Below are 16,880 nucleotides of genomic sequence, written 5' to 3'. Positions count from 1 at the left end.
GATCAATCGTGACGAATGCGATCACGAATGCGCACCCAACCCCCCGGCGCGACAAAGAAGCTCAACCCGAAACCGGTGGCAAACCCGCACAGGTCGGCCACCCAATCCTTCTGCCCGCCAAACAACAGGCCGAACACCAATTGAATTCCCATCAGAAACGCGATCAAGGTAAAGGCCCGGCTCTGCTGTGCCCCCACCAGCGCCAAGGATCGCCACAAAATAAAGGTGAACCCGCCAATCAACCCGTAGACTGCCGGAAACCCGCCGATCAGTGGAACAGGTCCACCAACCAACAGCCCATAGCCCAAGGCCCCCCCAATGCCGGAAACGACAAAGATCAGCACCATCGCCAGATCGCCCATCACTTCACCGACCATCTTGCCCATGGCCAGCACAAACACACAGACAAACAGCGCCTGGGTAAACGCCCCATGGACAAAGATGTAGCTGACAAACCGCAGCAAATGCTCCGATGGCCAGCGCCCGGTCTCCCACATCCAGGACAAAATCTCACTGGAAAACGCATAGGATTGCACCGCATCCAAACGCCACCCGATCGCTCCCGGGCCTCCGACAATGCCGCGGGCGCCCAGCGAAAACGCAGCTTCTACCCCCATGATGATCAACACCAACGCCACCACAGCGGGCGGCAATGGGTTCACGGGGGCTGTATTCTCGGTGTCGCTCATGGGGATTGCCTCTTCAGCGCCTGTTGACGATAGCTCAAGCCATGGGTAAGCGACTGTGGTCGATATTTCCAGACGGGAGTTTTCCAGTATGAGCGAATCCAGCTTCACCCCGCGCGTGTTTTCCGGGATCCAGCCTTCGGGCAACCTGCACCTGGGCAACTACCTGGGCGCGCTCAAGCGGTTCGTGGACTGGCAAGCCAAGGACATGGAGACCATCTATTGCATGGTGGATCTGCATGCGATCACGGTCTGGCAGGACCCCAAGGATCTGCAAAAGTCCACCCGTGAACTCTGTGCCGGCTTTATCGCCGCCGGTCTGGACCCAGAAAAATCCATCCTGATCAACCAGTCCCAGGTGCCGGAACACGCTCAGCTGGCCTGGATCTTCAATTGCGTCGCCCGCATGGGCTGGATGCAGCGGATGACCCAGTGGAAGGACAAGGCCGGCAAGAACCAGCAGAACGCTTCGCTGGGCCTGTTTGCTTATCCAGCGCTGATGGCGGCCGACATTCTGGTCTATCACGCCACCCACGTGCCGGTGGGCGAGGATCAGAAACAGCACCTCGAACTGACCCGCGACATCGCGATCAAATTCAACCATGACTATGGCGTGGATTTCTTTCCGGAAACCCAGCCGGTCATCGAAGGGGCCGCCACCCGCGTCATGTCCCTGCGTGACGGGTCGAAAAAGATGTCGAAATCGGATGCATCTGATGCCAGCCGCATCAACATGACCGACGACGCTGACACCATTGCCAAGAAAATTCGCAAGGCCAAGACCGACCCCGATGGGCTGCCGTCCGAGGCCAAAGGCCTGGAAGAGCGCCCCGAGGCGCGCAATCTGGTCAATATCTACGCCGCCCTGATGGAACACAGCGTTGATCAGGTTCTGGCGGATGTGGGTGGCAAACAATTTTCGGAATTCAAACCGATGCTCGCCGAACTCGCGGTGGAAAAGCTGGCTCCGATCTCGACAGAAATGTCCCGCCTGATGGACGATCATACCGAAATCGACCGTATCCTGACCCGCGGCTCGCAACGTGCCCGCGCAATTACCGCGCCGATCCTGCGCCAGACGTACGATATCGTCGGAATGGTGCCCCCGGTCACGGTGTAAGCGACTACGCCCCCGGCGCGCGGATCCCATATCACACGCGCCGCGCCAAATGTATGCGCTAAAAGCGGGGGCCTGGCCCCCCGTTTCATCTCGCAATAACTCCGGAGTGAATTGGTCAAAAAGGCCAAGAGGGGCAGCGCTCTGATCGCTCTCAGCCTCTGTTGGTCAGCACAGGCGGCAATCGGATATCAAACCGCTGCCGCAGCGACGCATCTGTCAGGGTCGGAATATGCGCCGGATAATGGGTCTCCAGAATCTCCCTCGCCCGGCTTCGTGCAACGTCGCGGATGTTTCGACCACCGTCCGCAATCCAGTCCTCGGGGCTGCGTCGGTCAGAAATCTGCGGGTACAGGAAATCGCTTTGCATCCTGCGATAGGTCTCCGCCTGACCCAGAAAATGCCCCTCCCCCCGCGCCACGTCCGCAATCGCCTCCAACGCAATTGTCTGCGCATCCACCTGTGGTTTGTTCAGGGTCCGCATGATTGCCCCCAGCATGTCATTGTCGGCCACATAGGCCTCGTATGAACAGGCCATCAGCCCACCCAACATACCCGCCGCCTGGGTGATCAGGTTCGCCCCGGTCTGTGCCGCCAGCGTCACCGCCAGTGACTTTTCCGAACCGGATTGGGCATCGACAACCTTGCTGTCAGTGGCCCCTGCAATGGTTGAATTGGGCAAACCATAGTGGCGCGCCATCTGAACCGCCGCCGCTGTCAAAAGAGCCTGTTCGCCACTGCCCCCAGCCATGCCGCCCGTCCGCAGATCCGTGATCATGGGACGTGGACCAAAGACGATACACGCCTGCGGGTTGGCGGCCCAGGCCACGATCATCCCGGCCAGCGTCTCTGCCATTGTCTGGGCCACACAGCCAGCAATCGTCACCGGGCTGGAGGCCCCCATTTGCCCAAATGTATTGACATGAACCGGAATTCCCAACTGCGCGGCCTGGAGTAGAACGGCGCAGGCCTCGCTTGAGAATCGCAAAGGTGGAACCACATGATTGATGTTCAACGACAGAAACGGGCGGGCCTCAAAGGTTCTGCGTGATCCGGCGATGATCCAGCACATTTCGGCAATGTCGCGCACGGCCTGCGGCGTTGCTGCGCTGACCATCACATGTTTCGATGTGCCCACTAGGCAGGCGTAGGCAGTGTTGATGTCCAGCGCATATTCGTCGGGCATATCCCGCGCCACCATCGATCGGCTGAAAAACCGGATATGGTCGAGCTGATCGACCAGACGCGCCGCATCATACAGATCCTCCAGGGTCGATGGACGATAATCCCCGGTCTCCAGATCCACGACCATCGGCGCGGCACCGCCAGAACCCGCGTAGACCCGCGTTCCTGTCAGCGCCAGATCATGCCCAGCCATTTGTCCAAACAGGGTGACATCTCGGCGAACCCCACCAAGCGCGCGATCTACCAGATCAGGCGGAAAGACCAATCGTCCATCTGTCCCGATTGCCCCTCCAACCGAACAGATCAGAGACGCAACATCGGCTGGAGCCTCCGCCATACCGATCTCCAGCAGGATATGTCGCACGGCCTGGTCAATGGCCGCAACATCCCGGTCAGTCAGTGGCGACAGGCCGCCTCCTGAAACGGACGCGACCACAGCACGTGCATCGTCAACGCCTGGGCCCTGTGCCCGCCGCCCTCTGCGGCCACGCCGCGTTGTCCCAGATGACGTGTTCACGCCGCACCTCCGGTGATCTACCGAAGATGAGCTTGCCGCAAAGCTGTCAGTCGGGCAATCCGGGAAATCCGCAGCTTAGCGGCCCTTCCAGACCGGGTCGCGTTTCTCGGCAAATGCCTTGGCCCCTTCCAGATTGTCCTCGGAGCCATAGAGAACATCGACGCTGCGCAATTGACGCTGTGTGATACGGTTCATGGCATCCTGGAATTTGGCGTCTTCGGCGTCGCGCACGATTTCCTTGATCGCCGCATAGACCAGCGGTGGACCCGAGGCCAGCAGACGCGCCTGTTCCCAGGCCCGATCCATCAGCTGATCGCCTGGAACCACTTCGTTCACGATACCCCAATGTTTGGCTTCGGGCGCATCAAACCAACGGCCGGTCAGCAACAGCTCCATCGCAACGTGATAGGGGATGCGTTTGGGCAGCTTGACGCTGGCCGCATCCGCAATGGTACCGGACCGGATTTCCGGCAGGGCAAAGGACGCGTGATCAGCGGCTATGATGATATCGGCCGAAATCATCAGCTCCAACCCACCGCCGCAGGCAATCCCGTTCACGGCCGCAATCACCGGCTTGTTCATGTCGCGCAACTCTTGCAGGCCACCAAAACCGCCGACACCATAATCACCATCCACCGCGTCACCATCGGCTGCCGCCTTGAGATCCCAGCCGGGACAAAAGAACTTCTCTCCCCCACCTGTCAGGATCGCGACCCGCAGCTCTGGGTCATCGCGGAACTCGCGAAAGACTTCGCCCAGCACACGGCTGGTGGCCAGATCAATGGCGTTGGCTTTGGGCCGGTCCAGCGTCACCTCTAGAATTGCGCCCTCGCGGCGCGTTTTCACTGGGCTGTCGGTCATGATTTCAATCCTTCCGTCGCATCAGGGCATCCGCTGCCACCGCATCGGTTGGCGTACACAGCAGCGGGTTGACTTCAATTTCTTCCAATCCTTGCGCATTTGCCAGCACATAGGCCTCGACCGCCCGGATCGCGCGCAAAATGGCAGGCCTGTCCGCCGCCGGAGCCCCGCGGTATCCGTCAAGAAGCCTGGACATGCGCAGGCTGTTCAGGGCTGTGTCGATGTCCAGATCCGACGCGGGCAACAGGAACGACGCGCTGTCGTCCATCAGTTCGGTAAGGGTGCCGCCCGCCGCCAACGTCATCACAAACCCATGCGCGGGGTCCTTGACCACGCCAATCAACACTTCGGCCACTGCGCCCGTCACCATCTCTTCGATCAGAAAGCTGTCGGCAGGCATCGCATCAGCGGCGTCACGCACCGCCTGCCCTGACATCAGGTTCAAGGCAACTGCCCCGGCTTCGGTTTTGTGCGCGACTCCTTCGCCCTTGAGCACAACCGGGAAACCGATGTCTGCCGCCGCCGCGCGCGCAGCACCAGGAGACGTCACACGCCGAAAGTTCGGAGTGCGCAGCCCATGCCAGGCCAGACGCTTCTTTGCTTCGGCTTCAGGGATCAGATCGGGATCAACCGTTGGGGTCGGCAGCAACAGCGGTTCGGGATTGGGAGGGGGCTGTTGGCTTGCCACGGCACAGGCAGAGATCGCCTCGGTCAAGCCAGAAAAAGGCACAACGCCGGCGCCGATCAACCGGTCTGCCACCGCTTCGGGCATCAATTCAGGCAGGCTGGCGACCATTGCCAGATTGCCACCTGTGTCCTGCCGGGTCCGAATCGCCGACTGAATGGTACATTCCCAATCATCGGGATCGCACCTGTCTGCGCGCGGGAAATCTACGATCAACATGGTCATGGCCAATTGCGGATCGACCATGGCCGAAAAGGCCCGGGTCATCGCATCCGTGTCGCGCCAGATATAAGTGTGATAATCCAGCGGGTTCGCCAGGGCCACCATCGGTCCCAATGCCGCCCGCAGATCCGTCTTCTGCCGATCATTCAGCGCCGGAAATTCGACGTCTCGCATATGCCCGGTGTCCGCGGCCAGGCTGGCCTCGCCCCCAGAACAGCTGATCGTGGCAATGCGATTCGACGGCAAACAGCCCACCACATGCAACAGCTTCAACGTTTCCAGAAACGTCGGCAAGTCATCCACTCGCGGGATCCCGAGACGCGCGAGCAGGGCCTCGGCCCCCGCATCCCCCCCCGCGAGCGAAGCGGTATGGGAGACAGTTGCGGCCCGAGCTTCGGCCGAGCGGCCAACTTTGAGCGCCACGATGGGTTTGCCCAACTCCCGCGCCCGCGCGGCCAGTGCCTCGAACGCACGCAGGTCGCCAAAGCCCTCGATGTGCAGACCCAGCGCCGTCACCCTGTCATCTGCCAACAACGCCTCGCCGATCGCAGCCATCCCGGATTGCGCCTGATTTCCCGCCGTGACCACATAGGCCACCGGCAAGCCACGGCTTTGCATGGTCAGGTTAATGGCAATGTTCGAGCTTTGCGTGACCAGCGCGACACCTTTGTCGGTACGATGCCCGCCGTGCTGATCCGGCCAAAGCAGCGCCCCGTCCAGGTAATTCACAAACCCATAGCAGTTTGGCCCCAGGATGGGCATATCACCGGCCGCAGTCAGCAACTGTTGCTGCAGGTCTGCGCCTTCGGCGTCTTCGGCTTGAGCTTCCAGGAACCCCGAAGCGAAACACACCGCCCCCCCGGCGCCTCGCTCAGACAGCAGGCGAACCGCCTCGACAGTGACAAAGCGGTTCACTCCAATAAAGGAGGCATCCGGTGCAGCGGGCAAGTCTTCGATGTGGGCAAAAACCGGCAGGCCAGCCATTTCCTCGGCCTTGGGATGAACAGGCCAGATATCGCCCTGAAACCCCATCTTGCGGCATTGCTCGATCACCAGACGGCACCAGGCACCGCCACCGATGACGGCGATGGTTTCGGGCCGGAACAGTCGAGACAGGTCATGCGTCATTTTAAAACCTCCGCAAAGCCGAATGCAGGGATACCTCCGACGGGAATATTTTTGACCAGTAGAGGTAAGATGTTCTTGACCAAGATCGGCCACGATGTGTGGGCGGAACGGGTGGGGATGCCGATGGATGCACCAGGAACGGGCCTTTGGTTGCAGTTTGAAACTCCGGGTGCTGGATCTGACCATCCCCCTTCTTTGAGTTCCAAAATTCCCCACCAAAGGCGTCGCGCCCTGACGCGGCTATGACCCCCATTCATCCACCCAGCGGCCGCAACAATTCGCGACTGATGATGTGGCGCTGGATCTCGCTGGTGCCTTCCCAGATCCGTTCCACCCGTGCATCACGCCAGATCCGCTCCAATGGCAATTCGTCCATCAATCCCATACCGCCGTGGATCTGAATGGCTTCGTCCGCGACAAATGCCAGCATCTCGGTCGCCTTGAGTTTCGCCATCGACATATCAGATTCGGTGACCGTGCCCTGATCGAACTTCCAACCCGCGTCCCATGTCAGCAGGTTGGCGGCCTTCAGTTCCAGAGCCATGTCGGCGAGTTTGAAGGAGACGCCCTGGAATTTGCCGATCTGTTGACCAAATTGCTTGCGCTCGGCGGAATATTCGACCGCGTGCTGCAAGGCGCGCTCGGCCCGCCCCAGACAGGTCGCCGCCACCTGCAGGCGCGTAGCGCCAAGCCAGGTGTTCGCCACGTCGAACCCTTTGTGCACTTCGCCCAGCATCTGCGATCTCGGGATCCGACAGTCGTCAAATTCCAACACCGCGTTGGTGTAACCGCGATGGCTGACATTCTGATACCCATCGCGCACCGAGAATCCAGGCGTACCTTTGTCGACAAAAAACGCGGTGATCAGCTTCTTCTTTCCGCGCGGGGTGTCCTCTTCGCCGGTCGCCATGAACACGATCGAGAAATCGGCAATATCGGCGTGGCTGATGAAATGTTTGGTGCCGTTCAGGACGAAATCATCGCCGTCCTGGCGCGCCGTGGCCGTCATGCCGCGTAAATCCGATCCGGCACCCGGCTCGGTCATGGCCAGACAATCCCATTTTTCGCCCTTCATACAGGGGTACAGGTATTTTTCTTTCTGCTCGTCCGTACCGGCCATCAGAATATTCGATGGGCGCGCCACCGCGGTCCAATGCAGCGCATAGTTTGCCCGGCCCAGTTCCTTTTCATACATCAGCCAGCTGAGCGTATCGAGCCCGGCCCCCCCGACGTCCTCTGGCATGTTGGCAGCATACAGGCCCGCCTCCATGGCCTTGGCCTGAATCTCGCGCACAACATCCATGTCCAGATGCCCTGTCCGCTCGATTTCAGCTTCATGCGGATACAGCTCTTTTTCGACAAAGCTGCGCGTGGTGGAGATGATCATCTCCTGTTCTTCAGTCAAACCAAAATGCATGGGCGTCGGCTCCGGTGTTGGCGTTTTACAACCGATACTAATCCGATCACCAAATATCATGCACGTTCAGACGATTTCATGCAGAGTTGGTGAATTTCTTCTGCTGCATTGCAGCGATGCCGGGACAGGGCCTCGTGGCCCCGCTTCAGCCCAGGCCACCTATGCGCGGCTGACACCCTTGGAAAAATTAGAATGATCTGGATCAAAGCGGCAATTACATATTATAACAATATTGGAATATGAAAGCGCCCTTTGAAAAGGAGCAGCGCGTGATCAACTGGATTTCGGCAATCAGTCTTTCGATAAGCTGCACTCATTTGCCGCCCGATCATTTGGTCACGCCACGTCCCTCCGTTCACAGTTTTTGTCAATCTGGGTGGTTTCAACCAACCGACACTGCAAAATCGAACAACCTGGTGCCCGCCATGAGCAAAGCACAAAACCAAACAACCCAAGCAAAGCGCCAAGAGCGCGATCTGAAACTGGAAGAAAACACCCGCGCAGGCATTGAACAAACGCTTGCTGGGCTTGGGCTTCGTGTTGGCACGGTGGATGGGCAGTTCGATCAAGACACGCGAAACGCCATTCGGGCATTTCAGGAGGATTCGATGTTTCCTGTAACCGGATACATAGACGATGTTACCTTTGGTCGACTACTGGCAATTGGCATCATTCATTGAACGAAAGCCTTTTGGCGAATTGGGCTTGCAAGGTTGGAATACACGCGCCCCACCGGGCATCTGAATATCAAGGGAGAAGAATATTATGCCTGACGACTTTCCTGCATCAATTGCGACATCTGGGTCCGTTTCCATTGGCGGAACCGCTCCCGGGAACATCGAAACCTCGGGTGACCAGGATTGGTTCTCTGCCAACCTGGTGGGTGGACGTACATATCAGATCGAACTGAACGGTTCGGGATTGTCCGGTACGCTCAGTGATCCCTATTTTCGAGGCATATACGATTCGTCTGGTAGCCTGCTGCCCGGAACAACCAATGATGACGGTGGACCTGGACTGAACAGCCTGCTTGAATTCACCGCCCCCAGCAGCGGACAGTATTTCCTGTCAGCCGGCGGTTTTGGAAATTCGATCGGCACCTACAATCTGTCCTTGACCGATTTGGGAAGCCTCGATGATTTCAGCGACAATACCGGAACCACAGGAACAGTGACTGTCGGCGGTACGGCGACGGGTCAAATCGACGAAGTTGGTGACCTGGACTGGTTCGCCGTCGAATTGGAGGCTGGGCGCAGCGTCAGGATAGAGGTGCGCGGCGCGCCGACCGACAATGGCACTCTGTCTGATCCGTATCTGCGTGGTGTTCATTCGCAAACGGGCGAGCTGTTGCCGTCAACGACAAATGATGACGGTGGCGATGGCCTGAACAGCCTGTTGGAATTCACCGCGACAGAAACCGGAACATACTATGTGTCCGCCGGTGCTTTTGGCGGCAACATAGGCACTTACACGGTTCTGGTCGAAGACATCGGGTCGCTGGATGACCACCCGGCGACGCCCGAAACAACCGCCATTATCCCCATTGGCGGAACAGCAGTGGGCACGATCGAAGACGGCGGTGATCAGGATTGGTTTGCGGTCGAAATGGTTGCAGGCCGGGATTACCGCGTGGAAGTACGGGGGACGCCGACCGATGATGGATCTTTGCCAGATCCCTATTTGCGGGGCATTCATGACTCCAGCGGCGCGCTGCTACCGGGATCAACCAATGACGACGGTGGCGATGGCCTCAACAGCAGCCTGACCTTCACCGCGACGGAGACTGGCACATTCTTTGTCTCAGCAGGTGCGTTTGGGGGAAATACCGGAAGCTACACGGTGTCGGTAGACGATTTGGGCAGCCTCGACGACTATTCCGACTCCGCCGCTTCGGCAGGTGCAGTCGCAGTTGATGGAACGGCGACAGGAAACATCGAAGATGCCAATGATACGGACTGGTTCTCCGTTGATCTGGCAGCCGGCCAGGAATACCGCATCGAGGTGCGCGGCGCACCGACCAGCGACGGGACTCTTAGCGACCCGTATCTACGCGGTGTTTATGATGCGTCCGAAACCCTCATTCCGTCCTCGGCGAACGATGACGGAGGAGAAAACCTCAACAGTCTTCTGGAATTCACCGCCCCATCGGCAGGTACCTATTACATTGCTGCGGGCGCGTTCGGCAGCAACACGGGCACATATACAGTCGAAGTGACAAACTTGGGGTCCATCGACGACTTTGGCGACACAACTGGCACTGCCGGGGCGGCCGTGGTCGGAGGAAGCGTGACCGGGGTGATCGAAGAAGGTTCGGACACCGATTGGTTCGCGGTCGATCTTCAGGCAGGTCGGGAATACGTCATTGATCTCCAGGGCAATCCAACGGGAGACGGCACACTGTCTGACCCGTTCCTGCGCGGGATCCATACGTCCGACGGATCGCTGATCCCATCGACCAGCAATGATGACAGCGGCAGCGGCCTGAACAGTCAGGTCACTTTTGTTCCGGACAGCGATGGGACGTATTTCATTGCCGCCGGTGCCTTTGGGTCGGCAACCGGAACCTATTCGCTCTCCGTCGCCGACAATGGCAGAGCCGATGACTTCGGCTCTGACGCTGGATCGGCCGGGACAATTCCGGATACCGGTGTGACCCATGGCGTCATAGAAGAATCCGGCGACACCGATTGGTTTGTCGCGGATATGGTGGCGGGGCATACCTATCGGATCGCCCTGGAAGGGGCATATTCGGGCGGAGGGACCTTGGGGGATCCGCTGCTGGATGGGATATTTGACGCATCCGGCGTCAAGCTGCCGGGCACCAGCAATGATGACGGCGGCAGCGGCCTCGACAGCTTGTTGGAATTCACCCCTGACACAACCGGCCAGTTCTTTATTGCCGCTTCTGCGTTTGGCACGAGCACTGGCAGTTATCGGCTCCAGGTCGAAGATCTGGGGGCATCCGACGATTTCGCGGATAACACCGGGACAACAGGTTCGGTCGCGGTCAATGGCTCGGTGACGGGCGCAATCGAAGACTCGGGCGATCATGATTGGTTCTCGGTCACACTGGAAGCCGGACGCGAGTACCGCTTTGATCTGGAAGGTGCGCCGACGGATATGGGCACATTGTCCGATACCCTTCTGTATGGACTGCGTGACAGTGCTGGCAACCTGATCGGCGGGACCGCCAATGACGATGGCGGGATCGGCCTGAACAGCCAACTGGACTTTACACCGACCGCTGCGGGCACATATTTTATTGATGTCGGTGCGTTCTCCAGCAACGAAGGCACCTATTCCCTGTCCGTGACCGCGGATACATCGCCACTGGATGATTTCGCCAGCACTACTGGCACAACCGGCGCGGTCTCGGTCGGTGGATCTTCGACCGGGAATATCGAAACTGACGGTGACGTCGATTGGTTTGCAGTGAACCTGGTATCCGGCCGCCTCTACCAATTCGACCTCGAAGGTAGCCCGACCGGTGGCGGCACATTGTCGGATACATACATCCGTGGATTGCATGACAGCGCCGGCACCCTGATCGGAGGAACCACCAATGACGATGGTGGAACCGGCCTGAACAGCAGTCTGACGTTCACGGCGACCAGCAGCGGAACCTTTTACGTCGCCGCCGGCGGGTTCGGGAACAACACGGGCACCTACAAAGTGTCCGTCTCGCAAGAGGGCACGACCGACGACTATGCACAAACTGCTGGTGGCAGCGGTGCTCTGCCGATCGGTGGATCGACGACGGGCAACATTGAAACCGCAGGTGACGCAGATTGGTTCGCGGTCAGCCTGGTTGCCGGAAACACATACCAGATCTCTCTCGAAGGCGCTGCAACCTCGGGCGGGACATTGGCCGATCCCCTGATCCAAGGCATCTATGACGGTACGGGTGCCCTGATTGGCGGAACCAGCAATGATGACGGAGGCACCGGCCGTAACAGCCTCACAGAATTCACACCGACCGCATCCGGAACCTACTATGTCTCTGCTGCGTCCTTTGGAAACGGCACCGGCACATACAAAGTGTCGCTGGCCCAGACCAGCACCGGGACACCCGGAGATGACTTTGGTCAAACCACGACATCCGCTGGCACTGTCTCGCCGGGCGGAACTGCGAACGGGTCGATTGAAACGGTAGGGGACCAGGACTGGTTCGGCATGAACCTGACGGCTGGTCGCACCTATGTTGTTGACCTAGAAGGCACCGCGACAGGCGGCGGCACGCTGACCGATCCCTATATCCGGGGTCTGTACGATGCATCCGGTGCCACGATCCCGGGCGTGTTCAACGATGATGGCGGGACAGGACAAAACGCCCGGATCGAATTCACGCCGACCACGTCGGGCACCTACTATGTCGAAGCTGGGGCCTATAGCGGAACCGGTACATACAAGGTGTCCGTCGCGGAAACGACAGTTGCGCCGCCCACCTCCGGCTTTGAAATCACCATCGACTATTCCGGAGACAGCACCTATCGGTCCTATTTTGAGAATGCCGCTGCAGTTTGGGAGGACGTCATCACCGGCGATTTGCCGGATGTGGCAAGCGCGCGCTATGGCCTGATTGATGACTTGCGGATTGATGCCTCGGTTGTTGAAATTGACGGCCCCGGTCGAATCCTGGGTCAGGCAGGCCCGCGCGACGTCCGCTCCGGATCAAGCCTGCCTTTCAACGGCATGATGCAATTCGACTCGGCCGATCTTGCTGGCATGGTTTCCAAAGGAATTCTCCAGGATGTGATCGAGCACGAAATGGGGCATGTGCTGGGTCTTGGCACACTCTGGTCCACGTTGGGGCTCAAGTCCGGGTTCAATTACACTGGGGCAAACGCAATACGCGAATACAGCACGCTTCTGGGCACGTCAGCCACCTCGGTTCCGCTGGAGACCACGGGCGGACCAGGTACCGCAGGCGGTCATTGGGCCGAAAACATCTTTCGGACGGAACTGATGACCGGCTATGCCGAGAACAGCCCGCCGATGCCGCTGAGCCGGTTGACCATCGGCTCGCTCGAGGACATGGGCTATGCGGTCAACTATAACGCCGCAGAGCCGTATACGTTGCCGTCTACGGGCGCATTGGTATCCGGCCCTGGTGTTGATAGCGGTGCCGGCGCAGCAGCACCGACAATGATGGTTGCATCAGCGATTGCTACAGACGGGTTCGCAGGGCACAGCTTCATCAATTTCCAAGACAAGTTCCTGTCCATCACGGCGACCCCGGATCCGGTCAAATTGAACGGGCCAGTTTCCAGCGCCGATGAAACCACGGTCTTGTTCTTTGAAAACGGCACCGGCAACGACCATCTGGTCGAGTTGACCGGCACCTTTGACAAAAATGATCCGGCCAATGCCGGAGATGTCAAAGGCACCGTCTCCGAAATCGCCTTTTTCAGTGATGGAATGCTGGTCGCCCGGCATATTTTGGCCACCCCCGCAGACGTGACCGGAGTTCTGGATGCCTGGCGCAGCTTTGATCTTTCCGGGAACAACCTCTTGGAAAACAGATCTGCAACGGCGCAGAATGATGTACTGAATGGTCTGGGTGGCGATGACTTTATCATTGGCGGGTTGGGTGACGATACGCTTGATGGCGGGACCGGAAACGACACGGTTGGTATTGACGTTGCTTCAGGTGATGCAACCGTTTCGCTCAGCGACGGCGTCTTCACCATCGTATCGACCCAAGGCACAGATCAAGCCACCGGTTTTGAGCAATTCCAGTTCAGCGACCGCATACTGACTCTTGCGGAAATGACCGCGCTGGCTGGTGGCGGAGATCTGACGCTGACGGGCACACCCAATCCGGATGTGCTGGTTGGTGAAGATGGCAATGACACGCTGCTTGGGCTTGGCGACAACGACCGGCTGTTGGGCAACGCGGGCAATGACCGGCTCGATGGTGGGCCTGGTGCAGATACGCTGAATGGTGGCACCGGCGATGACATCATCATCGGCGGCCCCGGAGACGATGACCTGCGCGATGTGGTTTATGCCGGCGACGGCAATGACAACATCGACGCAGGCGCGGGCAATGATCTGGTGTTCGGCCAGGGCGGCAACGACACGATCGCCGGAGGTGCGGGCGTGGATGAACTGCAGGGGCAGGATGGCAATGACGTCATCACTGGTTCGAACTTCAGCGACCTGGTATTCGGCGGGGCCGGAAATGATTTCGTCAACGGCGGCTTTGGCCATGACCGCATCAACGGCGGATCCGGCGCGGACAAGTTCTTTCACGTCGGTGTCGAAGGTCACGGGTCGGACTGGGTGCAGGATTATCTGTCCACCGAAGGCGACGTCCTTTTGTGGGGTGGCGCGCCTGCCACGGCCAGCGACTTCCAGGTCAACCTTGCCCATACCGCCAATGACGCTGGAGAACGGTCGGGCGATGACGCGGTCCAAGAAGCCTTTGTCATCTACAAACCCACCGAACAGATCATGTGGGCCCTGGTTGACGGCGGCGGTCAGAGTTCGATCAACATCCAGATCGGCGGCGCGGTGTTCGATCTGCTGGCCTGAGCAAGCGAGACCTGACCAATTGGACGAGATGTTGGGAAAACCCTGTCTCGTCCAGGCGGCAACCTAGGGGCAGAACCCGTGCGCCGCAGCACGTTTGTTCATGCGTCTGGGTATTGAGTACAGGGGACAGGACCATGAGTCCGCGGCACATGCCCGGTCACGGTCCTGTCGGATTGCCAGCTCCCCTGTCTGGCACGGCGGGGTGTTATGGCTGATCATTGACCGTCACCATTGGGTTGTCGAACAACGTCAGGTTCCGTCTGTCGCGTCTTTTTCCTTCCCGGAGCCGAGACATCATATGGGCACTGGGACCAAATGGTTGTCCCACTGACAGTCATGGGTTGCCACAACGGTCAGCGTCTGCGCACCCGCCCCCGCACGGCCGATGTCGCCTGTCCCCGACGTATACCGAAACCCGTTTGGGGCACCGCTCAGCCCACAGACATCATGGATCCTGTGTGCGCCCGCCAGTGCGCCGCTCGTGACATTGAAAACATGCAGGATCCCGCCGCGTGGCGAGGTAAAGCCCACCAGATCGCCACCTTCGGAAAATGCGATACTCCCGGCGTATCCCCTGGTCCGGCGCTGTTCAGGCATCGGTGCCTCAAACAGGCGCGGTGCCAATCCACCCAGACGGTGGTGCACTCCCAACACCGGCGGCGATTCACCTCCGTCACCCTGCCATTGCAACGCAAAGCCGACCAACCCGTCTGCGCGCACGGCAAGATGGCGGATCGAGTTCCTGTGCAACTCCGGGGCCAATTCCAGCTGATCCAACACCACTCCATCCAGCGAAAGATAGGTCAGGTTGGGCCGCATCAGCGGCAAGTTCAACTTGGCACGCCCCATATCGGGATGGGTTTCGATCCCGCCATTGGCCACCACCATGACGTCCCCTTCCGGCATCACGCAGATGTCATGCGGCCCGACCCCGGCAGAGGGGTATTCTCCGATCCGACCGTACCCTTTCGTCACATCCCACAGGCTGATCACACCTTGACCAGCCTCAAAGTCATTCTCGGTGGTGAACAGCACCCGCCCGTCGGTGGAAAAGCTGCCGTGACCGTAAAAATGCCGTCCTCCTGGGGTTTCAAGCCGGGCAATCTCGCGCCCGGTTCGGCAATCCAGCACGATGGCAAAGGTTCCCGGCCGACGGGCAAAGGCAACGGCTTCTGGTCGGACGGGATGTGCCGCGGCAGCATGGCCACGGTCGGGCAACCGCACACGAAACACCCGGTTTCCCGCGGCGTCCAATCCGGCCAATTCAAACCCGCCGTCCGGGCGGCGCGCAGCCGCCAGATAGTTGGGATTGCCAGCCTCGGCCCAGGATGGCACTGGACACAGTCCTGTCGCCATCATTCCGATCATGAACGCACGGCGCGAGGTCAAATCAATCTCCATCCAGAGAGTTGAACCCCGCCGCAACGCCCAGCGCCGGACCCAATCGGGTTGTTACAACCACGCGAACATCGTCTATGCGCTGCTTCAGGGATTCGACCCGAAACCGTCCCTGTGGATCCGCAACCGACGCGAATATCGGATCATTCAACCGCTCAGCAGCCAAAATCGCCGCAGCGAAACCTTGATCCAGATCCAGAGCCAACGCCGGATCCTCAGCCGCCAAAAGCCCCGCCAGATTGCGCAGGGCCTGCAAAGCAACGACGACATTTTGCAGCGACCGCCCCGATCTCCAGTTTTCGGCCCGTTTGGGACGGGGGCGATCAAAGCTGCCCAGCGGGCGACCCAGCCGCATGTCAGAGGTTATCTGCAGGCCGGTATCCAGTGCCTTGAACAGTTCCTGCAACGAGTCTTCGGTTGTCTCGTACCGTCCCTGCCCCATTCCGGGTTCCAGCAAAGCCCGCGCAAATTCCAATTCCCAACCCTGTTGAATGGACGTGGCGTTTTGTTGAACGTCGTGGGCGATGGCACGGATCAGGTCACAACGGTACTCGGGTGTGCCGGTCTGACTGAGCTGTTCATCATACAGCAGATACTCCAGCGCATAGAGCCCCCGCCCGGCAACCGAAAGGGTGGCAAACTTCTGCGGGTCTGTCACGATCGGGTCCTCAGCGCCCAGCAATTTGGCCAAGACCTTTGGGGTGAACCCTTTGGTGTCGGGCCAAAAGGCGATGGCAAACGCGCGATCATCAATTTCACTGGGGCCAAATCGCAAATGGCTGACCGAGATCCAGGCGTCCGCTGCGTGATGATAGGCGGCTTTGATCCCGTCAGGCTTTGCCGAACAGCCCGTGTCCGTGGCGCGCATCAGATCAGTGGCACGGTCCCTCAGTGTGGAAAACCCAGGCAGTACGTGCTGTTCAACAACGTTACGCACGGTTTCTTCTGGTTCAGCGGCGCACAACCCAACAGGTAGCAACACGATCAGGGCCGCAGTTTTGAGAAATTCACGCATCAGGCACCTTTGGGACGTTCAACCTTGAAAAGGACAGATAGCCGGCTCTGGTTTTCAGGGCATTGAAACCGGCACCAAATGAGCAAGTCCCCCGGCACAACACCGGGGGATT

The 16,880-nt window shown here is 59.3% G+C and carries 10 protein-coding genes; 3 read left to right on the top strand and 7 right to left on the bottom strand.

All coding sequences use genetic code 11. The annotated features are described in order from the left end of the window. Positions 1-2: 2 nt before the first annotated feature. Positions 3-689 carry a rhomboid family intramembrane serine protease gene (locus K3727_04410; GenBank protein ID UWQ92048.1) on the bottom strand — a complete coding sequence of 229 codons (687 nt, stop codon included), beginning with the start codon at positions 687-689 and terminating at the stop codon, positions 3-5. An 88-nt stretch (positions 690-777) separates the two neighbouring features. On the opposite strand from K3727_04410, the gene trpS reads away from it, so the two are divergent. Continuing rightward, positions 778-1,806: a tryptophan--tRNA ligase gene (gene trpS, locus K3727_04405; protein UWQ92047.1), complete on the top strand. Its 1,029-nt coding sequence runs from the start codon at positions 778-780 to the stop codon at positions 1,804-1,806. Positions 1,807-1,957: 151 nt separating this feature from the next. Here the strand turns inward: trpS and K3727_04400 are convergent, their stop codons facing one another. The 4 genes from K3727_04400 to K3727_04385 form a co-directional block, all read right to left on the bottom strand. After that, positions 1,958-3,505 carry a trimethylamine methyltransferase family protein gene (locus K3727_04400; GenBank protein UWQ92046.1) on the bottom strand — a complete coding sequence of 516 codons (1,548 nt, stop codon included), beginning with the start codon at positions 3,503-3,505 and terminating at the stop codon, positions 1,958-1,960. A 75-nt stretch (positions 3,506-3,580) separates the two neighbouring features. Continuing rightward, the gene (gene caiD, locus K3727_04395) at positions 3,581-4,366 is read right to left on the bottom strand and encodes a crotonobetainyl-CoA hydratase (GenBank protein UWQ92045.1); all 786 of its coding nucleotides are present in this window, start codon (positions 4,364-4,366) and stop codon (positions 3,581-3,583) included. Between the two features lie 4 nt (positions 4,367-4,370). Further along, a complete protein-coding gene (locus K3727_04390) occupies positions 4,371-6,401 on the bottom strand; it encodes an acetate--CoA ligase family protein (protein ID UWQ92044.1) in 2,031 nt (676 codons plus the stop codon). A 253-nt stretch (positions 6,402-6,654) separates the two neighbouring features. After that, entirely contained in the window at positions 6,655-7,818 is a 1,164-nt protein-coding gene (locus K3727_04385; GenBank protein ID UWQ92043.1) for an acyl-CoA dehydrogenase family protein, read from the bottom strand. Between the two features lie 239 nt (positions 7,819-8,057). Here K3727_04385 and K3727_04380 point away from each other — a divergent pair, with 239 nt between their 5' ends. Together K3727_04380 and K3727_04375 are read left to right on the top strand one after the other, a co-directional pair. After that, complete coding sequence (locus K3727_04380; GenBank protein UWQ92042.1) at positions 8,058-8,498, top strand: peptidoglycan-binding protein; 441 nt, start codon at positions 8,058-8,060, stop codon at positions 8,496-8,498. An 85-nt stretch (positions 8,499-8,583) separates the two neighbouring features. Then, complete coding sequence (locus K3727_04375; GenBank protein ID UWQ92041.1) at positions 8,584-14,355, top strand: pre-peptidase C-terminal domain-containing protein; 5,772 nt, start codon at positions 8,584-8,586, stop codon at positions 14,353-14,355. Between the two features lie 294 nt (positions 14,356-14,649). Here K3727_04375 and K3727_04370 read toward each other — a convergent pair whose 3' ends face one another. Continuing rightward, positions 14,650-15,744 (bottom strand): DUF1513 domain-containing protein, encoded by a 1,095-nt coding sequence (locus K3727_04370; GenBank protein ID UWQ92040.1) that lies wholly within the window; start codon positions 15,742-15,744, stop codon positions 14,650-14,652. A 1-nt stretch (position 15,745) separates the two neighbouring features. After that, complete coding sequence (locus K3727_04365) at positions 15,746-16,768, bottom strand: imelysin family protein (GenBank protein UWQ92039.1); 1,023 nt, start codon at positions 16,766-16,768, stop codon at positions 15,746-15,748. Between the last annotated feature and the right edge of the window lie 112 nt (positions 16,769-16,880).

The sequence above is a fragment of the Rhodobacteraceae bacterium M382 genome, assembly GCA_025141015.1.
Classification (GTDB): Bacteria; Pseudomonadota; Alphaproteobacteria; order Rhodobacterales; family Rhodobacteraceae; genus Aliisedimentitalea; species Aliisedimentitalea scapharcae.
Note: the sequence above shows the minus strand (reverse complement) of the source record. Positions and strands in the feature narration are given on the sequence as shown.

Coding starts and splice junctions, on each gene's coding strand:
- trpS (UWQ92047.1), top strand. CDS start 778: ATGAGCGAATCCAGCTTCACCCCGCGCGTGTTTTCCGGGATCCAGCCT.
- K3727_04410 (UWQ92048.1), bottom strand. CDS start 689: ATGAGCGACACCGAGAATACAGCCCCCGTGAACCCATTGCCGCCCGCT.
- K3727_04375 (UWQ92041.1), top strand. CDS start 8,584: ATGCCTGACGACTTTCCTGCATCAATTGCGACATCTGGGTCCGTTTCC.
- K3727_04380 (UWQ92042.1), top strand. CDS start 8,058: ATGAAAGCGCCCTTTGAAAAGGAGCAGCGCGTGATCAACTGGATTTCG.
- K3727_04390 (UWQ92044.1), bottom strand. CDS start 6,401: ATGACGCATGACCTGTCTCGACTGTTCCGGCCCGAAACCATCGCCGTC.
- caiD (UWQ92045.1), bottom strand. CDS start 4,366: ATGACCGACAGCCCAGTGAAAACGCGCCGCGAGGGCGCAATTCTAGAG.
- K3727_04385 (UWQ92043.1), bottom strand. CDS start 7,818: ATGCATTTTGGTTTGACTGAAGAACAGGAGATGATCATCTCCACCACG.
- K3727_04365 (UWQ92039.1), bottom strand. CDS start 16,768: ATGCGTGAATTTCTCAAAACTGCGGCCCTGATCGTGTTGCTACCTGTT.